The organism is Ligilactobacillus aviarius subsp. aviarius DSM 20655 (assembly GCF_001436315.1).
In the GTDB taxonomy this organism is placed as follows: domain Bacteria; phylum Bacillota; class Bacilli; order Lactobacillales; family Lactobacillaceae; genus Ligilactobacillus; species Ligilactobacillus aviarius.
Genome location: NZ_AYZA01000019.1, coordinates 107,626 through 130,857, shown reverse-complemented (window position 1 = coordinate 130,857; position 23,232 = coordinate 107,626). Strand labels below are relative to the sequence as shown.

Here is a 23,232-nt window from a genome sequence, read left to right as displayed (position 1 = left end):
CCTCCTACTTGTTTGGAATTAAAACTGAAAAATCGATTTGATTATTATCAAGATTCATTTTATTCGCTTTAATTCGTAATCCGTCCTTTGCTGTAAGTTTATCAAGTCGAAGCGTGATTACTTTTTGGGTTGAGTTGATTGCCACAATTCCCTTCAAATCATAGTTCTTCTTGATATAACTTAAAACAAATGCTGGCGGTGCATTCAAAGACCCGACTCCAACAGACTTAATCTTTAACTTAATATTTCCGTTTGAATCTAAACTTGGCTTGGCATACACAGAAAAAGTGATTTTCTTTCCTAAAACACTTGTCGTTCCCATTAAAACGGCTGATTTATTCAAAATAAAACGATACTTGATGCCGCTTCCCTTTTCAACATTCCGAAGCAGATAGTTAATCGCTGCGCTAAAGTTTTGTTCATTCATCGTCACGTTCACCTTGGAATAATCTTTGGAAGCGACCTTAACAACTTGCGTTTCATTTTCCTGTTGGGTACTTGGAACCGTGACCTTTAACGTGATAAAAACTACAAAACTCAGCACGGCAACAAGTAAAATTGTAAATGCCCATTTCCACGGGTTAAATTCACGCTTTGATGACGTTTGATCCGTTCTTTTCATTTATTTACCTCTTTGTTGTTTCTGAATTCAGCCATGTTGTTCGATGAGCCATCATCACTTTATACAGCTGATCAGTCATATACTGATATCCTTTTAGATCGGGGTGAAAATGATCATTCGGTGAAAGATATTCATTCTTTTCGTGATGATCATTTAACGTTTGCTCAACTTCTTGACTAGACAGATTTTCAAGATTCATTTTACTTTGTTTCTTCAGTTCCGTTTGATTTTTGCCTAAATACTGTCCCTGCGATAAACGCTGATTGACATTTACAAAATAAACGCGTGGTTGGGCAGTTACCGTTTTTTTAGTTAATTCCACCCACTGGCCAGTATATTTTTGAAGAGCGGTCACCGTTGGAAAGTAAACATAAAACGGATTATAGACACTGATCACAAAAATTGGAGCCGCTGGATTATAATGCCGAACAGTCTGCATTAAGGATTCAACCTTTTGTTGATACTGCTTTTCCCGTTGAGGCATGATCGATGAGAGTTTATTCGCAAACAAAAGTTGAAAGTTATTTTGCAAAATTTGCATCAAATCATTTCCGCCAAATGTCATCGTAATGACATCTGCCTCACTAACTTGTTTTTGCATTGCAGGATCATTTTCTAACCGCGCTTGAATTTGATCCGTCCGATCTCCGGTTTTCCCATAATTATGAGTCGTTACCCTCACATCATAATTTTGCTGCAACTTCTGCTTGATCAAGTAAACGTATCCGCCTCGATTCGTTGGATCTTGTTGACCAAACGTTAACGAATCGCCTAAACCGACAAGACTGATTTTCTGAAAATGAGTCTTATGGGATTGACGCGCAGCCGATTTCGACACAGACACTTCATTTTTTAAATGGCCTGAACGCGAAGCAAGAAAAAATCCTCCGCCAATCAAGAAAGATAAACAACATACTCCAAGAATATACCGAATTATTTTCTTTCCGTTGATCCGCACAAAATCACTCTTTCAATTAATTGCAATATACATTTATCATCAAATTTTATCTGATTGATATTGCATTTAAAAACTGCCGTAACAATAAAGTGTATACTACATTTATTTTCGCCTATACGTTACAAATTCATATTTTAAATTTGAATCATCAAACCGCTGATCTTCAACTTTTTCGAAATCGGCATGATTAATCGCTGGCATTTGAGTATCCGTTTGAAAATTATCTTTAACGATTGTTTGGTATAGAATATCGACTTGATCACGATACATTTTAAACAACGTTGCCCCGCCAATAATCACGTTCAATTGATTCTGATCTTGAGTTGCAAGCCATTCATCCAGTTCTTCTTTGGAATGCACGACCTTCACGTTAGGATCAGAAGTATCCAGGTTGGAATGTGTCAGCACGATATGCTTTCTCCCAGGTAAAATTCCCGGTAGGCTTTCAAACGTCCTTCGTCCCATGATCATTGGATGGTTCATTGTTTTTTCCTTAAACCGCTTCAAATCAGCTGCTAAATGCCACGGAAGATGACCATCAACACCGATTCCACCGGTTAGATCTTCTGCCCAAATATATGCTAACATGGCCAATCTCCTTAAACAGCAACCGGAGCTTTAATTGCCGGTTCTGGATGATAATCAAGGACCTTAATGTCGTCCATTTCAAAATCCTCAATATGTTTCTTTTCGGGATTCAACCACAATGTTGGGGCCTTGTGCGGTGTCCGGCTGATTTGTTCCTTAACCTGGTCAAAGTGATTCCGGTAAATGTGAGCATCACCTAACGTATGAACAAAGTCGCCAACTTCAAGGCCGGTTTCCCGCGCAATCAAATGCGTCAATAACGCATAACTTGCAATGTTAAATGGCACTCCCAAGAACGTATCACCGCTTCGTTGATACAGCTGGCAGCTTAACTTGCCATCAACCACGTAAAATTGGAACAAAGTGTGACATGGAGGAAGCGCACTTGATGGAACATCTTCCGGATTCCATGCCGTTACGATCAACCGCCGTGAATTAGGATTCGTTTTGATCTGTTCAATTACATTCTTAATTTGATCGATCGTGCCACCGCGACGAGTTTGCCAATGCCGCCATTGAGCGCCATAAACATTACCCAAATTTCCATATTTAGCGGCAAATTCATCGTCATCAAGAATTCGTTGACAGAAATCTTTTTTGACTTCGCGATAGACCTTTTTGAATTCTGCATCCGATTGCGAACGCAATCCAAAATCAGTCATATCTGGGCCTTGATATTCGTCACTTTCAACCCATTTTTTAAATGCCCATTCATCCCAAATATGATTTTTGTGTTGCAGAAGGAAACGAATATTCGTATCTCCTCTTAAAAACCAAAGTAATTCGCTTTTGATCCGATTAAAGGCAACTTTTTTCGTTGTCAGCAACGGAAAGCCTTTACTCAAATCAAATCGCATTTGGTAACCAAAAAGACTTTTCGTTCCGGTTCCAGTCCGGTCATCTTTCATATGACCATGATCTAAAATATCACGAATCAGTTGTAAATATGATTCTTCAACAATTTCTGTCATTCTTCATTCCCCTTTGCTCTAATCAATGTATTGTGCCAGTTCTTCCCAACGTTCCATTTTTGCCATTGATTTTTCATCAAGTTCATCAATTTCACGTTGCAAATCACCAAGTTTAGTATAATCCGTTCCCGGTGTATTTTCCATCTCGCGTTGAAGTTCGGAACGCTTTTCATCAAGCGCGTTAATTTCCTTCTCAAGTTTTTCATACTCAAGCCGTTCAGCATACGTTAACTTGGTCTTTTCCTTCGGTGCATTCGCTTTTTTCGGTTGAGCCTCATCGTTTTTCTTTGAAGCTTTGACCGCCTTCTTCTTTGATGAAGACTGAACGTTTGCCAAATAATCAGTGAATTTTCCTGAATACCGATCGATCTTGGCGTTGCCTTCAAAAATATAAAGCTGATCAGCAACCTTATCAAGGAAATACCGGTCATGCGAAACCGTAATTACCGTTCCATCAAAATTATCAAGGTAATCTTCCAAAACAGTCAACGTTCCAATATCTAGGTCATTTGTAGGTTCATCCAGGAGTAAAACATTCGGTTGCTGCATTAAAAGTTTCAATAAATACAGCCGCCGTTTTTCGCCACCAGATAATTTCCGAATCAGCGTTCCATGCATGAACCGCGGGAAAAGAAATTGTTCCAACAATTGTGTCGTACTGATCCGTTCACCGTCCTTATTAACAACGCTTTGACCCACCTCATTCAAATAATTGATCATCCGTTTATCATCCGGAATTGGTTCAGTTTGCTGCTGGTAATATGCAATTCGAACGGTTTCGCCAGTGATCAGTTCACCGTGGTCCAATGGAATTTTATTGGCAAGAATATTTAATAAACTCGACTTACCGGCCCCATTCAAGCCCGTGATTCCAATCCGATCACCCGCGTTGATCATCATATTAAAGTCTTTAATAATTTGATGCGATCCTAACTTAGCCGATGCATCCTTTAATTCAAGAACTTTCTTTCCGAGACGTTTCGATCCTAAATTAATCTGAACATCTTGATCGACCTGGACCTTATGATCAACTGATTTTTGCAATTCATTGAAGTGATTGATCCGTGCTTGCTGCTTGGTCGTCCGGGCCTTGGCTCCCGTTCGCATCCATGCTAATTCTTTTTTATATAACTGCTGCGTTTTATGCTCCTGAACAAGTTCGCGTTCAACCCGTTCAGCTTTTTGGCGGACATAATCCTCATAGTTGCCTTCATATGCATACAACGTTCCAAATGAAAGTTCCATGATCTGGGTGGCTACTTGATCAAGGAAATACCGGTCGTGCGTAACGACTAAAAGAGCGCCTTTATACGAAGCAAGGTATTTTTCAAGCCAGCTGATCGAATCAAAATCCAAATGGTTTGTCGGTTCATCAAGAATCAAAAGATCCGGTGCTTGAATCAAAACTTGAGCCAAACCGACCCGTTTCTTTTGGCCCCCTGATAACGTCCCGATTTTTTGATTTAAATCTTTGATCTGAAGCTGGGTCAAAATCGTTTTAACTTCACTATCCGCATTCCACGCGTCTTCCTGATTCATCTTTTTTTCGGCTTGGTCGTACCGGCGTTGTAACTTTTCATCTTCAGGATGTTCAGCATATTTAGCCACCGCATCTTCATACTGCCGAATCGTTTGAAAAACGGGAGCAGCCCCGTCAAAAACTGCATCCATGATCGTTTTAGTTTCATCCAGATCCGGGGTCTGCTTTAAATATCCGATTCGATAATCATTCGGCATAACAAGTTCGCCGCTATCTGCTGGATCGATTCCGGCAATTGCGTTTAACAACGTTGTTTTCCCCGAACCATTTGTGCCAATCAAACCGATTCGGTCATGTTCATTGATAATAAAATTGGCGTCCTTAAACAAGGTCTTTTCGCCGTACGTTTTCGTTAAATGTTCAACCCTTAAAGTCTGCATTCAACTCACACTTTCTACATAAAATTCTCACGAACAAACGTCAATAGCTGGTCATGGTCGTTTGCTAATTTGCCATCTAAAATTTGATCCTTAATCGCCGTTAAGGCTTTGCCAAATTGCGGTCCCGGTTTCATCCCAAGTTCCTTGATCAAGGCTGAGCCATCAACGGCGATATCCGCGCTGCTTTTAATTGGCAACTTTTCATATGCGGTCTTGATTTCTTCATCCGTAACCGTTGACTGATTCAAAAGGTTAAGAATATGGTTGGCTGCCAACGTTAAATCCTTTCCCGTTTCAAATAAAACGTGCGGATCATCCAAACCGGCTTGATTTTCAAGCGCTGTTTGAGCTAATTCGACCTGGTTGATCAAATCGTTTGATGATTTCCAATCCCGCATCAATTTTGCGATCTTTTGCGGTTTCAAGCCAAACATATGCCCCATTAAGATCCAACATTCAATCTCTGAATCCAGGTGCAACTGATCAAGCTTGCTCATGGCCGTTAACCCATCCTTAAAGTTGGCAAAGTCTGGGCAATACTGATACAATCCCGTTGAAATAAATTTTTGAATTCCAAGTTGCGGCCGTTGCCCAAGCAACGTCTTGATCCATTCAACGTGAATTCGTTCAACCGCAATTTTTTCAAGTAAATGAGCATTATCTTCAATTGCCTTTTCAGTTTCGCTTTCAAGGTTAAAGTCTAACTGACTCATAAAACGAATACTACGCATCATCCGTAATGCATCCTCATGATACCGTTCATGCGGATTACCAACCGCCCGAATAATTTTATTCTTCAAATCATCAAGGCCATGAAAAAGATCAACGACATTTCCATCGGCATCCATTGCCAATGCATTGATCGTCAAATCACGACGTTTTAAGTCCTCGTCTAATGAACGAACAAAGGTTACATGATCCGGCCGCCGAAAGTCTTGATACGTTGATTCAGTCCGGAAAGTGGTTACTTCATAGCCTTCCCCATGATCCAGAACCATGACCGTTCCGTGTTCAATTCCGGTATCAACTGTCCGGTTGAAAATCTCCTTGATTTCTGCCGGATAAGCACTGCTTGTGATGTCAACGTCGTGAAGCGGAATCCCGAGGAGCGTATCCCGAACACACCCGCCAACAAAATAAGCTTCGAATCCGGCCTTTTCGATCGTCTTTAAAACTGGAATGGCATTTACAAATTCGTTTGGAAACTTAGTAATTTTCACAGTTATCATCTCTCATCGTAATTTCTAATTTTCATTTTACCAAATCAATTAGACTGTGACTATTAAATAATATTTTCAATAAATGATTGCTTTTAATAAATCTTAACCCGCATTAGTAGCATCGTTCCTTGATTTCTGATACCCTTTAAATAGCGATGTTTTTTAGAAGGAGGAAAGAGATTGACACAAAATAAAAATCAACGAGTTCGGTTGATCGACTTTTTAATGATTACGGTTGGAACCGCGCTTTATGCGTTTGGATTTGTAACGGTCAACATTGCAGACCGGTTGGCGGAAGGCGGAATTGCCGGAATTACCTTGTTATTAAAATTTTTGGTTGGGGTTAACCCGGCATTTTCAACAATTTTGATCAACATTCCGCTTTTGATCATTGGTTACCGGTACTTGGGAAAACGATCTTTGATTTATACAATTTATGGTACCCTTGCCCTTTCATTTTGGATCTGGCTGTGGCAACTGCTTCCCGTTTCGTTAAACGTTCACCACGATTTATTTATTGCAGCGATTCTTGCCGGAATCATTGGTGGATTCGGCTTAGGACTGGTTTACCGGTTCAACGGAACGACTGGCGGAACGGATATCATTGCCCGAATCTTTGAAAAGAAAAAAGGCGCACCAATGGGCCAATCATTGTTTGCCCTTGATGTCTGCGTTTTAGTTGCATCATTGACTTACATTGATCTCCGTCGCATGATGTACACCCTGGTTTGTTCATTTGTTTTCTCACGAGTCGTTAACTTTATTCAAGACGGCGGATACTCAGCTCGCGGAATTATTATCATGACCCAACATCCAGATGAGATTTCAAGTGAAATCATGAAAACGATGGATCGCGGAGTTACGTATTTGCAAACGCAAGGAGCATACTCGAAAAAAGAAGGCAAAGCCCTCTACTGCGTTGTTAGTCAAAGCGAAGTTACTGAAGTCAAGCGGATCATTACGAAATATGACAAGCGCGCCTTTGTTTCGATTCTTGACGTCAATGAAGTTGTCGGTGAAGGTTTCACGTATGACAAGATCAATTAATTAAACTAAGGAAGATGTGATATTGATTGCACCTTCCTTTTTTTGTTATACTTTTCGTAGTTAAAATAACAATTTATACTTGAGGAGACAAAACGATGGATTTCCCATATAAGGAACGCTTTATCAACTATTTGAAAAATGATCGTTTCCTTGCTGATTCAACGATCAAAGATTTAACTGAAGATGTCCAACGCCTGTTCAATTATCTGCGTGAAAATAATCCGACATACCAATCAACGGCCGATTTAAATCAAATCACTGAACTTGAGATCAAAGAATATCTTAGTTGGCTTCAGATCCAACGCCAAATTAAAAATTCAACTTACAATAAAATCCTGACCCATTTAAACAGCTATTTTATTTTTCTTTTTCAAAACGGATTAGCAACAACCCTCCCAACGATTGGCATAAAGGGAATGAAGAAGAGCAAATCAACTCCGCCTGCAAAGGAAACCATTAATTGGACAAAGAAACTTCCCGATTATCTTGCAAACGACCAGCTGGCATATTACACCCGAATGACGTTGCTTTTAACGGCCCACTACTTCACAACTGCCGAGTTCATCCAGCCTAATTTTTATCAGCTGCTTCCAGAAATTAACTGGCAACCGTTTGAAACGGAATTTTTGAAACATTTTGCGAAAGAACATGAAGCTGCGGTTAACCTTCAGCATTCACAAGCAATTTTCCTTAAAGAGCGAATCAACCTTGCAAATCCGACCCTTAGTCTTGCCGGATTACACAAAATATTAAAAAAAGACCAACCCAAAGTTGATCTTCCATTAAAGCCATCGGTTCTTTATCAAAATGCAATTTTAAATTACGTTCACCATCATCAAAATCTTTCAGATGAACGGTTGATGCATGACTTGCGGCTTTCACGCGAATCATTAAATTATTATCGGGGATTGTAAAAGGTTGCAACCTCTTTGCTATATCCGCCAAAACAAACGAGCTACGTGGAAGGACGCAAACCTCCGAATCTATGCTGCGCGATTCGTTTGTTTCGCTACTTCCACCACGCTCGTTTTTAGTGTTTTGTCACACCTTCTTATTTTTAATCCATCAATTCTTCTTGTAATTCAACCATTTCTCCGTCGTTTGGTTCATGGACAAGGTAACGGTTAACACAATCCAATGCCAGATCCCGTAATCCGGCCATCCGGAAGAATTGCGCTGCGTCGCGTAAAAAGTCATCTGAATCGCCAAGATCCTTCAGTGCTGCACGATAATCATCGATCGCATGCGCATAATCTTCCAATGCAGCATACGACTGCCCGCGTAACCAGTAAAACGAAGGATCAACTTCATTATTTTGAAGATAATCATTCAACAACTTGATATTTTCTTCATGCCGGCGTTGAGCAACGAACAACCGGCTCAACGAAGAAACAAGGGTTGGATTGTCTGGATCTTGTTGTAACGCCGTTGTTAAATACCGTTCAGCTTGATCATCTTTCCCAAGCTTTTGGGCAATTTCTGCCGCTTTAACGTACAACTGCAAGTTGAATTCATCAACGCCCATTCCTTCTTGTAGGGTAATCAAGGCATCATTTAGTTTTCCTTGCTGTTCATATGCTTCGGCAAGGGCTGGATAAAGCGTTGCGTAATCCGAAGAGGTTTCTTTGAGATCATTCAGCTCTTTGATTGCCTCGTCATATTGCCCAAGTTTTAGCTTCGTGAACGCCAGCTGGAACCGCGTATCGTCATCCATATCTTCATCGTGAATCTGTTCCAGATAACCTAAGGCCTGTTCGAACTTTCCGCTTTCAGCATACGAAATTCCCAAGCGCTGAACCAAGTTGACCCGTGAAAGTTCCGTAACCCCCTGTTTGATCAATCCAAGATACAACCGAATCGCCTTTTGGTATTCTTTAATGTCAAAATACAATTCAGCTAATGCAAACTGGATGACTGGTTCATCCGGCGCCAATTCATATGCCCGCAAAAGCTTTTGCTCGCTGACATCAAACATTCCTTGAGTTTGATATAAATCAGCCGCAACCAAAAGACTTTCAAGGTAAGCATCTGAATCCGACTTGATTTGCGCAAGGTAATTTAATGCCTCGTCATCATTTCCTTCGCCAATCGCAATATCCGCTAATGATGTCCGAAATTCATCAGCATCCGGATGGCGTTCAAGCAGCTTTTCATACGCCCTTTTCGCCCACTTAGTGAACCCGAGCGAATATAACTCTTCCGCAAGACTGTACACCATATCATCGCTATCTTTGCGTAATGACCATCCAAATTCTTTATGTGCCTCATCAATTTGACCTTTACTAATTAAGTCGAGTGTTTTTTCTGCAAATGTCATTCAGATTTGTTCGCCTTTCTTTTGAAATCATTAACGTAAACATACTTTAACAAAATAAAAAGGTTGTGACAACAACTCGTCACAACCCTTAAAGTTCATTTACAGGAAGATTATTTAACAGCATCCTTAAGAGCCTTACCTGGCTTAAATGCTGGAACTTTGCTTGCAGGAATTTGGATTTCTGCACCTGTTTGTGGGTTACGGCCTTTCCGAGCAGCACGGTTACGTACTTCGAAGTTACCAAAACCGATTAATTGAACTTTTTCACCGTTTGCTAAAAAGTCTTGGATTGAACCAAATACTGCATCAACTGCTGTAGTTGCGTCCTTCTTTGTTAAGCCTGTCTTTTCAGCAACTTTTTCGATTAATTGTGCTTTGTTTGCCATGTGTTTCCACCTCCTCGAATAGATAACAGTTGTACAACTTGTTATTGAATATCAAATTAATGATTGACACAATGACTAACAAATCATTGCTCAATAATTAAGATAGCATACAAAACCTAATATAACAAGGCTTTTCAATATAAATTAAGCAAAATTAGGATGTTTGTAACCGTTTATTATTTACGCCGCCGAATAATTAAATGAACCGGGGTTCCCGTAAAGTCAAATGACGCCCGAATCTGATTTTCAAGGAATCGTTCGTATGAAAAGTGCATCAAATCAGGGTCATTGACAAAGACAACAAATGTCGGCGGTTTAACTGAAACCTGGGTTGCATAGTAGATCCGCAACCGCTTGCCATTGTCAGTTGGAGTTGGATTTTGAGCAATCGCATCCAAGATCACTTCATTCAAGACAGATGATGTAATCCGCCGTTCATGGTTGGTATTAACCTTCTTGATCAATGCCGGCAACGTATTCAGCCGTTGATGCGTCTTGGCTGAAACAAAAACGATTGGCGCGTAACTTAGGTATTGGAATTCTTGCCGAATAGCCTTTTCAAAGTCTGCCATTGAGTGGCTATTCTTCTTCAAGGTATCCCACTTATTAACGACAATAATTACGCCACGACCAGCTTCATGCGCATACCCGGCAACGTGTTTATCCTGTTCACGAATTCCTTCTTCGGCATTCAGCACAACACAAACTACATCTGAACGATCAATGGCTTGCATCGCCCGCAAGACAGAGTATTTTTCGGTATTTTCATAAACCTTGCCTTTTTTCCGAATTCCGGCCGTATCGATCATTGTATATTCCGTTCCGTCTTCTGTTTGGAACTTCGTATCGATTGCATCCCGGGTTGTTCCTTCGATATTTGAAACAATCACCCGGTTTTCGCCAAGCATTGCGTTTACCAGTGATGATTTCCCAACATTTGGCCGGCCGATAAAGCTGAACTTAATACTCTGATCTTCTTCTTGATCGGCATTTTCAGGAAAGGCATTGATGACCTTATCTAACAAGTCACCGATTCCAATTCCGTGAACCCCAGAAATTGGCATTGGATCACCGAATCCTAATGAATAGAAATCATAAATTTCATTCCGCATTTCGGGATTGTCGACCTTATTAACCGCCAAAAAGACAGGCTTATCTGTCTTGTAAAGGATCTTTGCAACCTTTTCATCGGCATCCGTCACGCCTTCGCGGGCGCTCACAACAAAGATAATTACATCGGCTTCATCGATCGCAATTTCAGCTTGTTCGGTAATCTGGGTGATAAATGGTTCATCACCAATATCAATCCCACCAGTATCGATCATATTAAATTTCTTTCCAAGCCATTCACAATGCGTGTAAATTCGATCACGAGTAACCCCGGGGGTATCTTCAACGATTGAGATTCGTTCACCTGCGACCCGGTTAAAAATTGTTGATTTACCGACATTTGGCCGGCCAACAATTGCAACTACTGGATTTGCCATTTAATTCCCTCCATTCTGAAAAGATTTAAAAAACAAAAGATGACCTAAAAGTCATGCTTTTAGGCCATCAATTAAGAATTTAAATTAAATTATTTTTGGTCTTTTAATTCGTCACCAATAATGTCGCCTAAAGTAAATCCTGTTTCTTCTTCTGGGATTTCAACTTTCTTAGCATTATTGTTATTCTTCTTTGGAGCTGACTTTTCAGCTGCTGGCTTTTCTTGTAAAGCTTTGATTGACAATGCCAAACGGTGAGCTGCTGGGTCAACGCTAAGAACTTTAACCTTAACTTCTTGACCTGGTTCTAAGACTTCGTTTGGAGTTGCAATGTGCTTGTGTGAGATTTGTGAAATATGAACCAAACCTTCAACCCCAGGCATAACTTCAACGAATGCACCAAAGCTTGTTAAGCGTTTAACTGTTCCGTCAAGAACATCGCCTTCAGCAATCTTTTCGCCAACTTCATCCCATGGTTGTGGTAATGTTTGTTTGATTGATAATGAGATTCGGCCGTGTTCTTCATCAACATCAAGGACCTTAACCTTCACATCTTGACCAACCTTCAAAACATCTGATGGCTTGTTTACGTGATCGTATGAAATTTCTGAAACGTGAACTAAACCGTCAACGCCACCAAGGTCGATGAATGCACCAAAGTTTGTTAAGCGTGCAACTTTACCTTCAACGGTTTCACCAACCGTTAACTTGTCCATTGCTTCTTTCCGTTGTGCTTCACGTTCTTCTTTAGCGGCTTCCTTGTGTGATAAGATCAAACGGTTTTCGCTTGGTTCGATTTCAACGATTTGTAACTTAAGTTCTTGACCCTTGTATTGGTTCAAGTCTTCAACATAACGGTCTGAAATCATTGAAGCTGGGATAAATCCACGAACACCGGCATCAACAACTAAACCACCCTTAACAACTTGCGTTACAGGTGCTGTAATTGTTTCACCATTTTCAAATTTCTTTTCGATATCATCCCAAACTTTGCGAGCTTGTAAACGACGTTGTGACAATAAGAAGCTGCCGCCTTCTTTGTCGGAACCGATCTTAGAAATAACAACTAAGTCTAACATGTCGCCGACACTTACTTTGTCTTCAAGTTCGTCTGCCTTAACGCCTAATTCACGGGCAGGAACGACACCTTCGACACCTGTTCCTTCAATACCAACGATAACTTGCTTATTCTCATCAAATGCCAAAACTTCGCCTTTAACGACGTCGCCGACATTTACCTCCTTAACGCTGTTTAAAGCTTCTAATAAATCCTTGTTTTCTGATTCACTCATGGACAATGTCCTCCTTAACGACTAACTCTAAATAGTATTTTAACTGATATTTATAAATATTTCCAGTATTATTAATGATTTTAATATTAATTTGTTTTTTGATTGATAATTTCTAAAATCTGATCAACAACTTGGTCAATGGTCAGTGACGTTGTGTCGACCAAAACCGCATCTTTTGCTTGGGTCAATGGTGAAATTTCACGGTGTGAATCCTTGTAATCCCGTTCTTCAATTTCCTTTTCAAGAATATCAAGCGGTGTGTCGATCCCCTTTGTTTGGTTTTCCTTAAACCGCCGCACTGCCCGTTCATGGACACTGGCAACCAAGAAGATCTTCACTTCAGCATTTGGCAAAACCGTTGTTCCGATATCCCGACCGTCCATTACGATTCCGCCAGCTTCAGCAATTTCTTGTTGCCGTTTGGTTAATTCAGCCCGCACACTTGGTTGCGCGGATACCAATGAAACGTTATTGGTAATTTCAGGAGTCCGAATTGCTTGGGTAACTTCTTCATCGTTCACAAAAACCCGTTGTTCAGGTTCAGCCGGAACAAACCGGATTTCAATTGTTTTAAGCAATTTCTTTAATGCCTGGTCATCATCCAGCTTAACGTGATTTTTTAACGCCGCAAAGGTTACTGAACGGTACATTGCCCCCGTATCACAGTAAATAAAATGTAATTTCTTAGCAACGATCTTTGCAACGGTACTTTTCCCTGCTGATGCCGGCCCGTCAATTGCTACTTGAATTTTCTTCATTAAATAAACCTCCTGATGTTTCTTTCAAAAAAATTGAGGTCGCGACCTTCGTCTGACCTCGAATTAAATTATTATTTGACCCGAACTTGTTGTCCTGGCTTAAGTTCTGTTCCAGCAAGTCCTGGATTCAATTGCAATAATTGTTGAACGGTTAACCCGTTATTTACAGCTACCCGGTAAATTCCTTGACCAGCGCCAACTGTTGCATACCCATTGCCGCCACCTTGTTGGTTATTGGTTTGACCTTGAGTCTGATTTTGTTGTCCCTGGTTTGTAGTATTGTGTTGGGTTTGATTTGCTTGAGCTTGGTTGTTATTTCCTTGCTGAGCATTCGTTTGCTGTTGATTATTATTTTGTTGCTGTGCAGGTTGACTTACGACTGAGCTAGCTTTCTTTTCATCCTTTTTCTTGTCATCCTTCTTTGATGACTTCTTTACAATCTTCTTGGATGAGGATTTCTTCTTTTTCTTTGATGAAGATACAACTTCGATCTTGTCGCTGTGCGTTGTATGTTGCTTAGCCGTTTTTTGCGATAAAAAATAAAGACCTACCACACCAATAATGATAATAATAAACACGACCAGCAATGACGTCGTTAACGCCGTATTTTTCTTGGTATTTTGACGTCTTGCGGTCCGTGATAAGTTGCCTTGTTCGTCTTTTTCTTCTTCAAAAGTACTTTCCCAAGGCTTCTTTGCATGGTCATTTGACTTTTTTTGACTCAAAATTACACCCCATATCTAAAACGTGTCCTCAAATATCTTACCACATCTCAAAATAATTTTACCATACTAAATTTATTTTTCTTGCGCAAATAATTCTGCAAGAACCTGACGATAATCTTGCATTTTGATTGTTGATTTCGGTTCCGCTTGTTCCTGTTTTTCCAATCCAAGCAACGCGACATCCACCGGCCCACTTTGGCAACACTTTTCATTGTGCTGAACGGTTCGATTTTCTTTAAATGCATCCAAAATAAATTGACGTTTGCATTGATCAGTATGGATATATGCAATCATTTGATTGAGTGCTGCTGATTTATCTTGCCGATGCTTCGTAAAAAAGCTTTCAAGCCGTGGAAGCGAAATCTGAGTATTGATAAACGCCTTCAAAAATTGATGATTCTCATCTTGAAGGTCTTTTAATAATTCCGGATGATGATAATAATAGTCAATCTCATTTTTTTGCGGCGCCGAATCGATCTGCATTGTATACTGTAAACTTTCATCTCCCGGAACATACAATAAAATCGCAATGCTTTGCTGGCCATCCCGTCCGGCCCGTCCAATTTCCTGAACGTAACTTTCAAGATCTGCTGGTAAATGATAGTGGATCACATACCGGATATCCTTTTTATTAACGCCCATTCCGAATGCACTCGTTGCACAGATCACATCCAATTGATTTTCAATGAACTGATGCTGAATTGAGAACCGGTCTTCCAAATTCAAATCGGCATGGTAGGCCGCAACCCGCAAACTCGTCTTCCGCGATAAAAATTCAACAATTTCATCCGCCTTTTTCTTACTTGAAAAGTAAATTAACCCCGGTCCTTGAATCGTGGTCACCAATTCAAGCAACCGATCAATTTTCGCCGCTTCTGACTCAACTTCTTCAACGTTTAAAAAGATATTCGGCCGGTCGATCGAATACCGAATCACTTGCGAATCATCTTCAAACCGCAGTTGTTTTTTGACCGCCATCTCAACATCAGGCGTTGCCGTTGCGGTCAAAGCCAACGTTAACGGTTGTCCAAGCAGTTGCCGAATCTTTCCTAAAATTAAATAATCCGGTCGGAAATCTGGTCCCCACTTTGCAATGCAATGTGCTTCATCAACGACCAGTAATCCAATCTGCAACCGCTGGATCTGGTTAAAAATCAACTCATTTTGCAAAATTTCCGGCGAGGCAAAAATGAACTGGTAATTCGCCAAATTATGCAACACAAAGTCGCGTTCCTGTCCCGTTAACTTTGAATTCAACGCCACCACTTGCGAAATCCCATTATACTTCATTTGTTCGACCTGGTCTTGCATTAATGAAATCAATGGTGAAATGATCAAAACCCGCTGATGAGTGAACTTTCCATAAAGCTGGTAACAAAGTGACTTCCCCGTTCCTGTCGGTAAAATCGCCAAGGTTGAATGACCTTCAACCAAACTCGTTAAGGTTTCAGCTTGACCCGGTTTAAAATCTTCGAAACCAAATTCTTGTTTTAAGGCTTGCTGTAATTTCGTTTGAATTTTATTTTCATTCATTGTATTCACCATGCGTTTTCATAATTGCGTAAAGCCGAAATTTCAAAAACGGCAATTCAACGCCCTGTTGCTGCAAGTCTGCATACCGCCACTGATCAATCTCGGTCCCCGCATAGACCCTTACCAACGTCTTCAAATCAGATTCACTTAAAATTTTTTCATACGGAAAATCTGACTGGAAAATTGCCAATACTTGCAAATGCTCCTCGATCGTACTGCGCCGTAACCGTCGAATTTGGATGATTTGATCAACCGTTTTTCCTTCGTTAAACAATCTTGCAGTTTGCTGAATCGTTGGGGTCAACGCTCCGGGTAAGGCAGTAACCTGAACAAGTTGACTGATTTTTAGGCTTGACCGTGCTTGAACAAAGGCCGCAAACTGAAATGCGAGATCCCGCCACGTCCACGAAACTTCTAACGGACAAATTCCAAGCTGGGAAGCAATCTGACCATCTGACAATCCATTTTGAGTATGTCCAACTAATTTAGCGGTAAAAAGATCAGCTTTGGCAGGATCACATTGATCTAAAAATTGCTCAAGGCATTCTGAAACTTCTGCCGTAAGCGTTTCAAAGGAGTTAACTTGCAACCAGCTTTTAATTAAGAACTGCGCCTTTAAGTTTTGATTTGCAACGTAATAGTTTGAATTGTGATAACGATATTCCGAGGCAACTTGAACCATTAATAATAAAATTGCCTGCCACAACTGGTAATCGAACTTTTGATTCAACTCCGGATGGTCGGCAAACGAATACGGTGTTTGCTTCGTCGCAAGCACTTCCTGCCCGTGAGAAGTCAATAGTAATCCCTGGCTTGAAGAATGTAACCAATTTTGGGCAATCAGAGCATCGATCGCATCATCAAATTTTTTTACATCCAACCGCGGAACGGCGTTTAAGTAGTCCAAATAATGGTACCGTAGTCCCCAAAATAACGTGGAGCCAGTACGCTTATTCGTTAAGATTTGCCGTAAAACCGTTGCTTTTCGCGGTTGCTGCTGATCGAAAAAATGGAGAAGATGCCAGTCAGTCATTATGTTGCCTCCCTTCATCGTTATGAATATCAAAATTATAGCATTTTTAGCAACTTCACAGCATAATAAAAAGACCGTTAACCGGCCTTTTAAAAATCAATTAACGCGCAACCGTTAACACTTTTCTCAATTTTGGAACCAGTAAAGTTGTCAACCCACCAATCACGATTCCTTTGATCAAATTAAACGGCACAACACCGAGCAAAACCATTTTAACAAGCGGAATGGTAATTTTCATTCCTAAAACTTTAATGTACAGCGGCGTAATGATCCAATAATTGGCAGCCGCCATGATTACCGTCATTCCTAATGTGGCAAGTGCAATTGCGCGAACATAGTGCTGGGTACCCGCTTTTGAGAAATAATTAAAAATTTCGATGAAGACAATCAACGCAATCGCATCTGCCAGAACCCCAATTAAATTACTGATTGCTATTCCTGCCAAAATCAGGTGTAAAAGCTCTTTAATGAGCAGTGCAACATAGCCATCTTTGCGCCCAAAAATCAAAAATGCTAGTAAAATTGGAATTCCGGAAAAATCCAACGTCATGTAGGGAACGATTGGAATAATTGGAATTGCAATGTACATCAAAAGGTATGCCATCGCTCCTAAAAGCGCTGCAATCGTTAAATTTCGCCATGATTTTTTCATAAAAAAATCCTCCTAAATCAAATTTAGAAGGAGATACATGCAAATAACCTGACATTGCTGCCAGTTGCAAATCTTTTTGTATCTTCTTCCATCCAGACTTTACTGTCGGTATCGGAATTTCACCGGTTCGATCCTTGCGGAGTAGCGGACTGTCACCGCCGGTCGGGAATCACACCCTGCCCTGAAGACATTCAGATTACTATTTAATTTAAATCAATTCTAATTTTAAATTTCTTAGTTGTCAAAGTTAAAATCGTTTTCCTTCGACTAATTTTTCAAGATTGCGAATTTCGTTATGTGATAACGGCCGGAATTGACCTGCCGTCAACCCGTCAAGCGTCAGGAAACCATACTTTTCGCGTTTCAGCTTTTTCACCGGGTGCCCAACCTTTTCAAGCATCAATTTTACCTGGTGATACCGGCCTTCATGAATCGTTAATGATACAATTGCCGTGTCGCTGCGTTTATCACTTGATAGGATCTTTGCTTTGGCTGGCGCAGATTTATGCTTGGCATCCAACTTCACGCCTAAACGCAAATGTTTTAAGTCATCATTTGTTGGAATTCCTTTAACTTTTGCCACGTAGGTCTTTTCAATCTTGTACCGCGGATGCATCAGCATATTCGCTAATTTACCATCATTCGTCATGATCAATAATCCTGAAGTATCATAATCTAACCGGCCAACCGGATATAACCGAACCGGAATGTCGCTAAAATAATCCGTAACAACTTTCCGTCCTTTATTATCCTTGGCTGCTGAAATCACGCCACGCGGTTTATAGAAAAGAAAATATTCCTTCGTTTCGGCCTGTTCAATTAATTTGCCATTAACTTCAACCGCATCGTTGCCCGTTACCTTCGTTCCTAACTGGGTGACGACCTTCCCGTTGACCTTCACTTTGCCGTCCAAAATCATCTTTTCGCTGGCCCGCCGTGAAGCAACACCCGCTTGGGCCATTACCTTTTGCAGTCGTTCTGCCATTATTCTTCCTCCTTTCCAATTGTTTTTTCAAATAATTCCATTAAATCGTTTGGATCACTTTCATTATCATTTGACTCATCTGCTTCATCTTGTGGAAGCGGCGGTAATTCATCCAACGACTTGATTCCAAAGTGATCAAGAAACTTTTCCGTCGTTGAGTATAAAATCGGCCGTCCAGGAACATCTAACCGCCCATCTTCCTTGATCAGTTCCAACGCCATTAATTTTTGAATCATTCCGCTCGCCTTAACACCACGAATCTCTTCAATATCAATCCGGGTAATCGGCTGCTTATACGCGATAATCGCCAAGGTTTCAATTGCTGCCTGCGAAAGCGTGGTCGTTGCCGGAGCTTCAAAGTAGCTTTTGATCAATGGGGCAAACGCCTTTTTAGTTGTAAATTTAACCGTTTCACCCGTTTGAACCAATTCGAAACTGCAAGTCTTATCAGTATTATACTTTTTTATCAGCAATTTTAATTGTTCATTAATTGCTGGTTTTAACAAGCCCGTTAAGTGAGCAAGATCGGTGATCGATATACCTTCATTTCCGCTTACGAAAATCAGGCTTTCAACCTTTGCTTGGTTTGACAGCATTCTTCGTTCCTCTTTCTAAAATAATTGGTCCTAACTGAGTCGTTTGACTAACGGTTACCTCGCCCCGTTTGGTTAATTCAAGCAACGCAAGAAAAGTCGTTACCAGCTGTTCTGCTTCAATTTGGTCGCCAAATAAACTTTGAAATTCAAGCGGCTGCGCAGCTTCTTGAATTCGTTGCTGGACCCGTTTAATTTCACCTTTAATGGTATACTTCTCAGTTTCAAGTTTCCGGCGAACCGGTTTGGCAATTTTCCGTTGAGCAATCATTCGGGCAAAAGCTCGTTGCAACATTTCCGTTGACAATTCTTCATCTGACAACTTGCCAAGTTTAGCGTCTGCCGGAATAGTTGCCTGCTCACGCGAATATTGTTTTTGCCGCTCAGTTGCAAGGACCTGCAACTGGGTTCCAGCATCCTGAAATGTCTGGTGAAGAATCAATTGCTGGACCAACTCTTCCCGCGGGTCCTCATAATTTTCTTCAAATTCTTCTGCTTGTTCCTGTTCGGTTGGCAGCAACATCTTACTCTTAATGTTTAACAGCATTGCCGCCATAACCAAATACTCCCCAGCAACATCGAGCTTCAAAGTTTGCATTTGATGTAAATAATCGATGTACTGGGCAGTAATCTCAGCCATTGGAATATCATTGATGTTCATTTTATTCTGACGAATCAAGTGCAATAACAAATCCAACGGGCCTTCAAATTTTTCAACTTTAAACGTTAATTGATGATCGTTATTCGTGTTTGCTTTCATTTTGGTGTTCCCATTTTGCAATAATTGAAGCAACGTCGAGGCTGCCCATCATCTTACAATCTGGATATTGATGAGCGACTTCATCTAATACTTGATTATATGCAATTTGGCTTCGCTCTGACGGTGACAGTGCAATTTGCCGAATCACGACAATTTCGTCACTGACTTCAACCCCGACGATTCCGCTAAAATCCCCATTTTCATTACGCCATAAATAAAGAACCCGACTATCGTCATCCTGATACCAGGAAATTTCGGCTTCAAGGCGGTTAACGTCCTTTAATCCAGGGATAAAGGACAACAGCCCCATCGCGATTTTCTTATAGTCGCTCTTATACTTAACTAACATTTTAAATCTCCTATAAATGCTTTCCTCTTATGCAAGGGTATAACCTTTTTACGTTAATGTACCATATTTCAATCTGAATGACAAAAAGGTTAATTTTGATCATTCAAAATCAGTAAGCCATCTTCTTGGTGAACAAGGCCGGCCTTCATTAAATGACCAACCGCCCGTTTAAAGGCCCCCTTACTGATTCCAAAGTATGCTTTGATCTCATCCGGACTGCTCTTATCCGTATATGGCAACACGTGAGCTTGGGAATGTTGCAAAGCTGCTAAAATCATTTGCGCATCGTCACCAATTGCTTCAAATGCCCGCGGCTTTAATGATAAATTCAATTCACCGCGATCATTGACACCGATCACCCGCGCATTGACCACTTCACCCAACCGCGGTTCAACTTCCCGTTCAGACGGATGGATAAATCCTAACTGGTAATCATTGGTAATGACATGGGTTCCTGTAATCTTTAACATGTAAACCGTTGCGGTCACATCCTTGTTTTTCATTGAAGCATCCGCCTTATCGCTGACTCCATGAAACATTGAGTCCGTTGCAAGCTTACCCCAAATTCGGCCCTTATCGTCAACTGATAATGCAACCATCAACCGATCACCCTTTGCCGGCCACAATTCAGCCATTGCCGGCATATCATCCATTGAAACGACAACGTCTTTATTTGGCAAGCCGATATTGACAAAGACCCCTAGATTACGTTGAACCTTAACGACTGTTCCCCAAGCATACTTGTCAATCCCGCTTTTCGGTGGATTTTTCGTTAATTGGAGTTCATGATTTTCATTTTCATAAGCCCAGCCAGAAATCTTTGATCCCATCTTCGGCATTTTAATCAGTTCACTTTTATCTAATTTAAAAGTTAAACCGTCAATTTGTGCAAAAACAAATTCGTCATTTTCATCCGTTACCGTTGCCGTAACGTTTTGTGCCATAATATCCTTTAACATGTCTTCACCTTTTTACCTATAAACTTAAATGCAACAATGAAACAATTACAAAGGTAATTCCACTCGCAATTACCGGTCCCGCAGCAATTCCCTTAAAAAGAACCACTCCGAGAATCGTTCCGAATACCAACGCAACCGTGACTTGCGGCGAAACTGATAATTGGTTAACGCCCCATTTTGAAAGGATTGCAACTAAGATTCCGCATCCAATCGCAACCCAGCCGCCAGGCGATTTAAAAACATCAATTAGATCCTTGAAGCCAATTTGGCCGGTCGCAATCGGAATTAAAATTGAAATTGAAATAATCGTAACGCCCCAGTTGATTCCTTTACTATGGATCGTTTCCATCCACTTTTGAGCAAATGGCAATAATTTCAATAACATCACAACCACCGTTGCAAAAATCAATGAATTATTCTTTCCAAAAATTGCGACTGCTAAAATTAATGCTAAAAACAGCCAACTTTCCATCGTTAATTCCTCGTTTCAAAATCTAATACTCCTTATTCTAACGGAATTAATGCTTTTTTTCAAAATTGCTTAAGATAAAAAAAACTTCACTCCGTATCCGGAGCGAAGATTTGGTCGATATTCTTTCACTCACCTACTAGAATGAAAGCTCCTTCATCAACCATCTTTAGTGTAGTTCCATCGGCTCTAATTTCCAAGAATTTTGCTTTAAGAAACGCCGCCAAGTGTTTTGGTAAAAAGTTTAACTAAAATTGTGATATGATAGTAAAGTATTTTTTGAAGAAAGGAGCTTGGAGTATGTCTAAGAAATTAAAAATTAATACCTGGACCGCAATTCTTAATATTGTGAACTGTGTATTATTTACCATTTCATGGTTTGTCATTTTTGGAACAGCCTTCACCGATGCGTTAGGCTCAACAGCGAATGCAACTAGCGGAGCTGCAACGTTCTTTTATGTCATGGCCTGGATTGGGGTTGTTTTAAATGCAATCTGCATTTACCAATCACACAAGTATGGCATTAAAATGACAGGCGGAATTTTAGGTACCATTGGCAGCGTTTGTTTTGGATTAACTGCAGTGCTTGCATTCCCAGCAATTGTTCTTTTAATTATTTCATGCGTGTTCTTATTCCAACAACATCCTGCAAACAATGGTAACCAAAACCAATAACTGAAAATTATAAAAAATGTCGCCGATGCGGCATTTTTTTATTGCTGGCATGAATAATTACTGATATAATACTAGCTGTTATGGAGAGTTGGCAGAGTGGTAATGCAGCGGACTCGAAATCCGCCGAACCGGCTATAACCGGCGCGCAGGTTCAAATCCTGTACTCTCCTTTTTGATAAATCTTATCCTTTACTTGAACACCGTAAAACGTTGATTTTACGGTGTTTTTGTTTTTCTTAATTCATATGTTTTCGTATGTTTTTGAAATTTTTGTGCACGTCTTGTGCACACTCATCCAATTTTGACGGGTTTGAAAAGCCGAAAATTATCTATAATAATACAAAAAAAGTTCACCACACATATGTGATGAACTCATGAGTAATGTTAGTAAAATAACTAACGACAAAAATAGATTTAGTAGATAGTGAATAGGTAACAATCACTGTCTACGTCGCAGTATATATATATTGTCAAGTACTTTTTTATAAAAAAAACTCACCGTTAATTAAGCAAAACGGTGAGGATTCATGAGTAATTGTTGATCAAATATAGTTGGGTTAGTTTCGTGTAAAGACTGACCAACAAAAATTGAACGGAAAGTAAGTGGCCTACTTTCCACTTAGAATTATATATGATTAGGCCAGTTAGTCAACACTTTTATTATCTTAGCATTATAGATAAATAACTATCCCAAATATACAACTTATTCTTCATCCAACAAATATCCCTCAACATTCTCCCGAATTTCATCGCCTAACTCCAGCGATTTCTTTTTCAAAATAATTGCATTATCTTTTACATCCAACACCAACTTGGCATTTTGTAAATCATCAATTCCAATTTCTTTTAAAACTTCACGCGGAATCAACACTCCCTGCGCATTTCCCCACTTATATAAATTAACTAAAATTGACATCTAAATCTCCCCTGACATAT

25 protein-coding genes, 1 tRNA gene and 1 riboswitch are annotated in these 23,232 nt (G+C 40.3%); of the genes, 4 read left to right on the top strand and 22 right to left on the bottom strand.

Annotated features, from left to right (window positions below; all coding sequences use genetic code 11):
• Positions 1-4: 4 nt before the first annotated feature.
• From FC33_RS04430 to FC33_RS04405, 6 genes are all read right to left on the bottom strand, one after another.
• A complete protein-coding gene (locus FC33_RS04430; protein WP_057827412.1) occupies positions 5-622 on the bottom strand; it encodes a YpmS family protein in 618 nt (205 codons plus the stop codon).
• Positions 623-626: 4 nt separating this feature from the next.
• Positions 627-1,580, bottom strand: coding sequence for a GDSL-type esterase/lipase family protein (locus FC33_RS04425; protein ID WP_057827411.1), 954 nt, complete (start codon positions 1,578-1,580; stop codon positions 627-629).
• A 102-nt stretch (positions 1,581-1,682) separates the two neighbouring features.
• Positions 1,683-2,168, bottom strand: coding sequence for a dihydrofolate reductase (locus tag FC33_RS04420; protein ID WP_057827410.1), 486 nt, complete (start codon positions 2,166-2,168; stop codon positions 1,683-1,685).
• An 11-nt stretch (positions 2,169-2,179) separates the two neighbouring features.
• A complete protein-coding gene (locus FC33_RS04415) occupies positions 2,180-3,139 on the bottom strand; it encodes a thymidylate synthase (protein WP_057827409.1) in 960 nt (319 codons plus the stop codon).
• Positions 3,140-3,157: 18 nt separating this feature from the next.
• Positions 3,158-5,059, bottom strand: coding sequence for an ABC-F family ATP-binding cassette domain-containing protein (locus FC33_RS04410; protein WP_057827408.1), 1,902 nt, complete (start codon positions 5,057-5,059; stop codon positions 3,158-3,160).
• Positions 5,060-5,073: 14 nt separating this feature from the next.
• Positions 5,074-6,279, bottom strand: a complete 1,206-nt coding sequence (locus FC33_RS04405; protein WP_057827407.1) for a CCA tRNA nucleotidyltransferase — start codon at positions 6,277-6,279, stop codon at positions 5,074-5,076.
• Between the two features lie 225 nt (positions 6,280-6,504).
• On the opposite strand from FC33_RS04405, the gene FC33_RS04400 reads away from it, so the two are divergent.
• On the top strand, positions 6,505-7,326 hold the full coding sequence (locus FC33_RS04400; protein ID WP_057827543.1) for a YitT family protein: 822 nt from the start codon (positions 6,505-6,507) through the stop codon (positions 7,324-7,326).
• Between the two features lie 95 nt (positions 7,327-7,421).
• Positions 7,422-8,240, top strand: coding sequence for a site-specific integrase (locus tag FC33_RS04395; RefSeq protein ID WP_057827406.1), 819 nt, complete (start codon positions 7,422-7,424; stop codon positions 8,238-8,240).
• A 143-nt stretch (positions 8,241-8,383) separates the two neighbouring features.
• Here FC33_RS04395 and FC33_RS04390 read toward each other — a convergent pair whose 3' ends face one another.
• The 15 genes from FC33_RS04390 to FC33_RS04320 all read right to left on the bottom strand — a co-directional run bounded on the left by FC33_RS04390 (position 8,384) and on the right by FC33_RS04320 (position 21,624).
• On the bottom strand, positions 8,384-9,643 hold the full coding sequence (locus FC33_RS04390) for a tetratricopeptide repeat protein (RefSeq protein ID WP_057827405.1): 1,260 nt from the start codon (positions 9,641-9,643) through the stop codon (positions 8,384-8,386).
• 110 nt (positions 9,644-9,753) lie between these two features.
• On the bottom strand, positions 9,754-10,029 hold the full coding sequence (locus FC33_RS04385; RefSeq protein ID WP_057827404.1) for an HU family DNA-binding protein: 276 nt from the start codon (positions 10,027-10,029) through the stop codon (positions 9,754-9,756).
• A 176-nt stretch (positions 10,030-10,205) separates the two neighbouring features.
• Positions 10,206-11,516 carry a ribosome biogenesis GTPase Der gene (der, locus tag FC33_RS04380; protein ID WP_057827403.1) on the bottom strand — a complete coding sequence of 437 codons (1,311 nt, stop codon included), beginning with the start codon at positions 11,514-11,516 and terminating at the stop codon, positions 10,206-10,208.
• Between the two features lie 89 nt (positions 11,517-11,605).
• Positions 11,606-12,805, bottom strand: coding sequence for a 30S ribosomal protein S1 (gene rpsA / locus FC33_RS04375; protein ID WP_057827402.1), 1,200 nt, complete (start codon positions 12,803-12,805; stop codon positions 11,606-11,608).
• An 86-nt stretch (positions 12,806-12,891) separates the two neighbouring features.
• Positions 12,892-13,563 carry a (d)CMP kinase gene (cmk, locus tag FC33_RS04370; protein WP_057827401.1) on the bottom strand — a complete coding sequence of 224 codons (672 nt, stop codon included), beginning with the start codon at positions 13,561-13,563 and terminating at the stop codon, positions 12,892-12,894.
• 71 nt (positions 13,564-13,634) lie between these two features.
• A complete protein-coding gene (locus tag FC33_RS04365; RefSeq protein WP_057827400.1) occupies positions 13,635-14,288 on the bottom strand; it encodes a LysM peptidoglycan-binding domain-containing protein in 654 nt (217 codons plus the stop codon).
• A gap of 72 nt (positions 14,289-14,360) precedes the next feature.
• Entirely contained in the window at positions 14,361-15,821 is a 1,461-nt protein-coding gene (locus FC33_RS04360; protein WP_057827399.1) for a RecQ family ATP-dependent DNA helicase, read from the bottom strand.
• On the bottom strand, positions 15,814-16,854 hold the full coding sequence (locus tag FC33_RS04355; RefSeq protein WP_057827398.1) for a helix-turn-helix domain-containing protein: 1,041 nt from the start codon (positions 16,852-16,854) through the stop codon (positions 15,814-15,816). Before FC33_RS04355 ends, FC33_RS04360 begins: the two co-directional genes overlap by 8 nt.
• 100 nt (positions 16,855-16,954) lie before the next feature.
• The gene (locus tag FC33_RS04350; RefSeq protein ID WP_057827397.1) at positions 16,955-17,506 is read right to left on the bottom strand and encodes an ECF transporter S component; all 552 of its coding nucleotides are present in this window, start codon (positions 17,504-17,506) and stop codon (positions 16,955-16,957) included.
• A 76-nt stretch (positions 17,507-17,582) separates the two neighbouring features.
• Positions 17,583-17,699, bottom strand: a riboswitch (FMN riboswitch).
• 54 nt (positions 17,700-17,753) lie between these two features.
• Positions 17,754-18,491: a pseudouridine synthase gene (locus FC33_RS04345; protein WP_057827396.1), complete on the bottom strand. Its 738-nt coding sequence runs from the start codon at positions 18,489-18,491 to the stop codon at positions 17,754-17,756.
• On the bottom strand, positions 18,491-19,087 hold the full coding sequence (gene scpB, locus FC33_RS04340; protein ID WP_057827395.1) for an SMC-Scp complex subunit ScpB: 597 nt from the start codon (positions 19,085-19,087) through the stop codon (positions 18,491-18,493). The genes FC33_RS04345 and scpB overlap by 1 nt, the downstream gene beginning before the upstream one ends.
• A complete protein-coding gene (locus FC33_RS04335) occupies positions 19,062-19,844 on the bottom strand; it encodes a segregation and condensation protein A (protein ID WP_057827394.1) in 783 nt (260 codons plus the stop codon). Before FC33_RS04335 ends, scpB begins: the two co-directional genes overlap by 26 nt.
• Positions 19,825-20,193 (bottom strand): hypothetical protein, encoded by a 369-nt coding sequence (locus FC33_RS04330; protein ID WP_057827393.1) that lies wholly within the window; start codon positions 20,191-20,193, stop codon positions 19,825-19,827. Before FC33_RS04330 ends, FC33_RS04335 begins: the two co-directional genes overlap by 20 nt.
• A gap of 89 nt (positions 20,194-20,282) precedes the next feature.
• On the bottom strand, positions 20,283-21,152 hold the full coding sequence (locus FC33_RS04325; protein ID WP_057827392.1) for a CvfB family protein: 870 nt from the start codon (positions 21,150-21,152) through the stop codon (positions 20,283-20,285).
• 16 nt (positions 21,153-21,168) lie between these two features.
• Entirely contained in the window at positions 21,169-21,624 is a 456-nt protein-coding gene (locus FC33_RS04320; protein ID WP_057827391.1) for a DUF441 domain-containing protein, read from the bottom strand.
• A 297-nt stretch (positions 21,625-21,921) separates the two neighbouring features.
• Here FC33_RS04320 and FC33_RS04315 point away from each other — a divergent pair, with 297 nt between their 5' ends.
• Positions 21,922-22,296: a hypothetical protein gene (locus FC33_RS04315; protein WP_057827390.1), complete on the top strand. Its 375-nt coding sequence runs from the start codon at positions 21,922-21,924 to the stop codon at positions 22,294-22,296.
• An 82-nt stretch (positions 22,297-22,378) separates the two neighbouring features.
• A tRNA-Ser gene (locus FC33_RS04310) sits at positions 22,379-22,466 on the top strand.
• Between the two features lie 533 nt (positions 22,467-22,999).
• On the opposite strand, the gene FC33_RS04305 is transcribed toward FC33_RS04310, so the two are convergent.
• Positions 23,000-23,212 (bottom strand): AbrB/MazE/SpoVT family DNA-binding domain-containing protein, encoded by a 213-nt coding sequence (locus FC33_RS04305; protein ID WP_057827389.1) that lies wholly within the window; start codon positions 23,210-23,212, stop codon positions 23,000-23,002.
• Positions 23,213-23,232 lie beyond the last annotated feature (20 nt).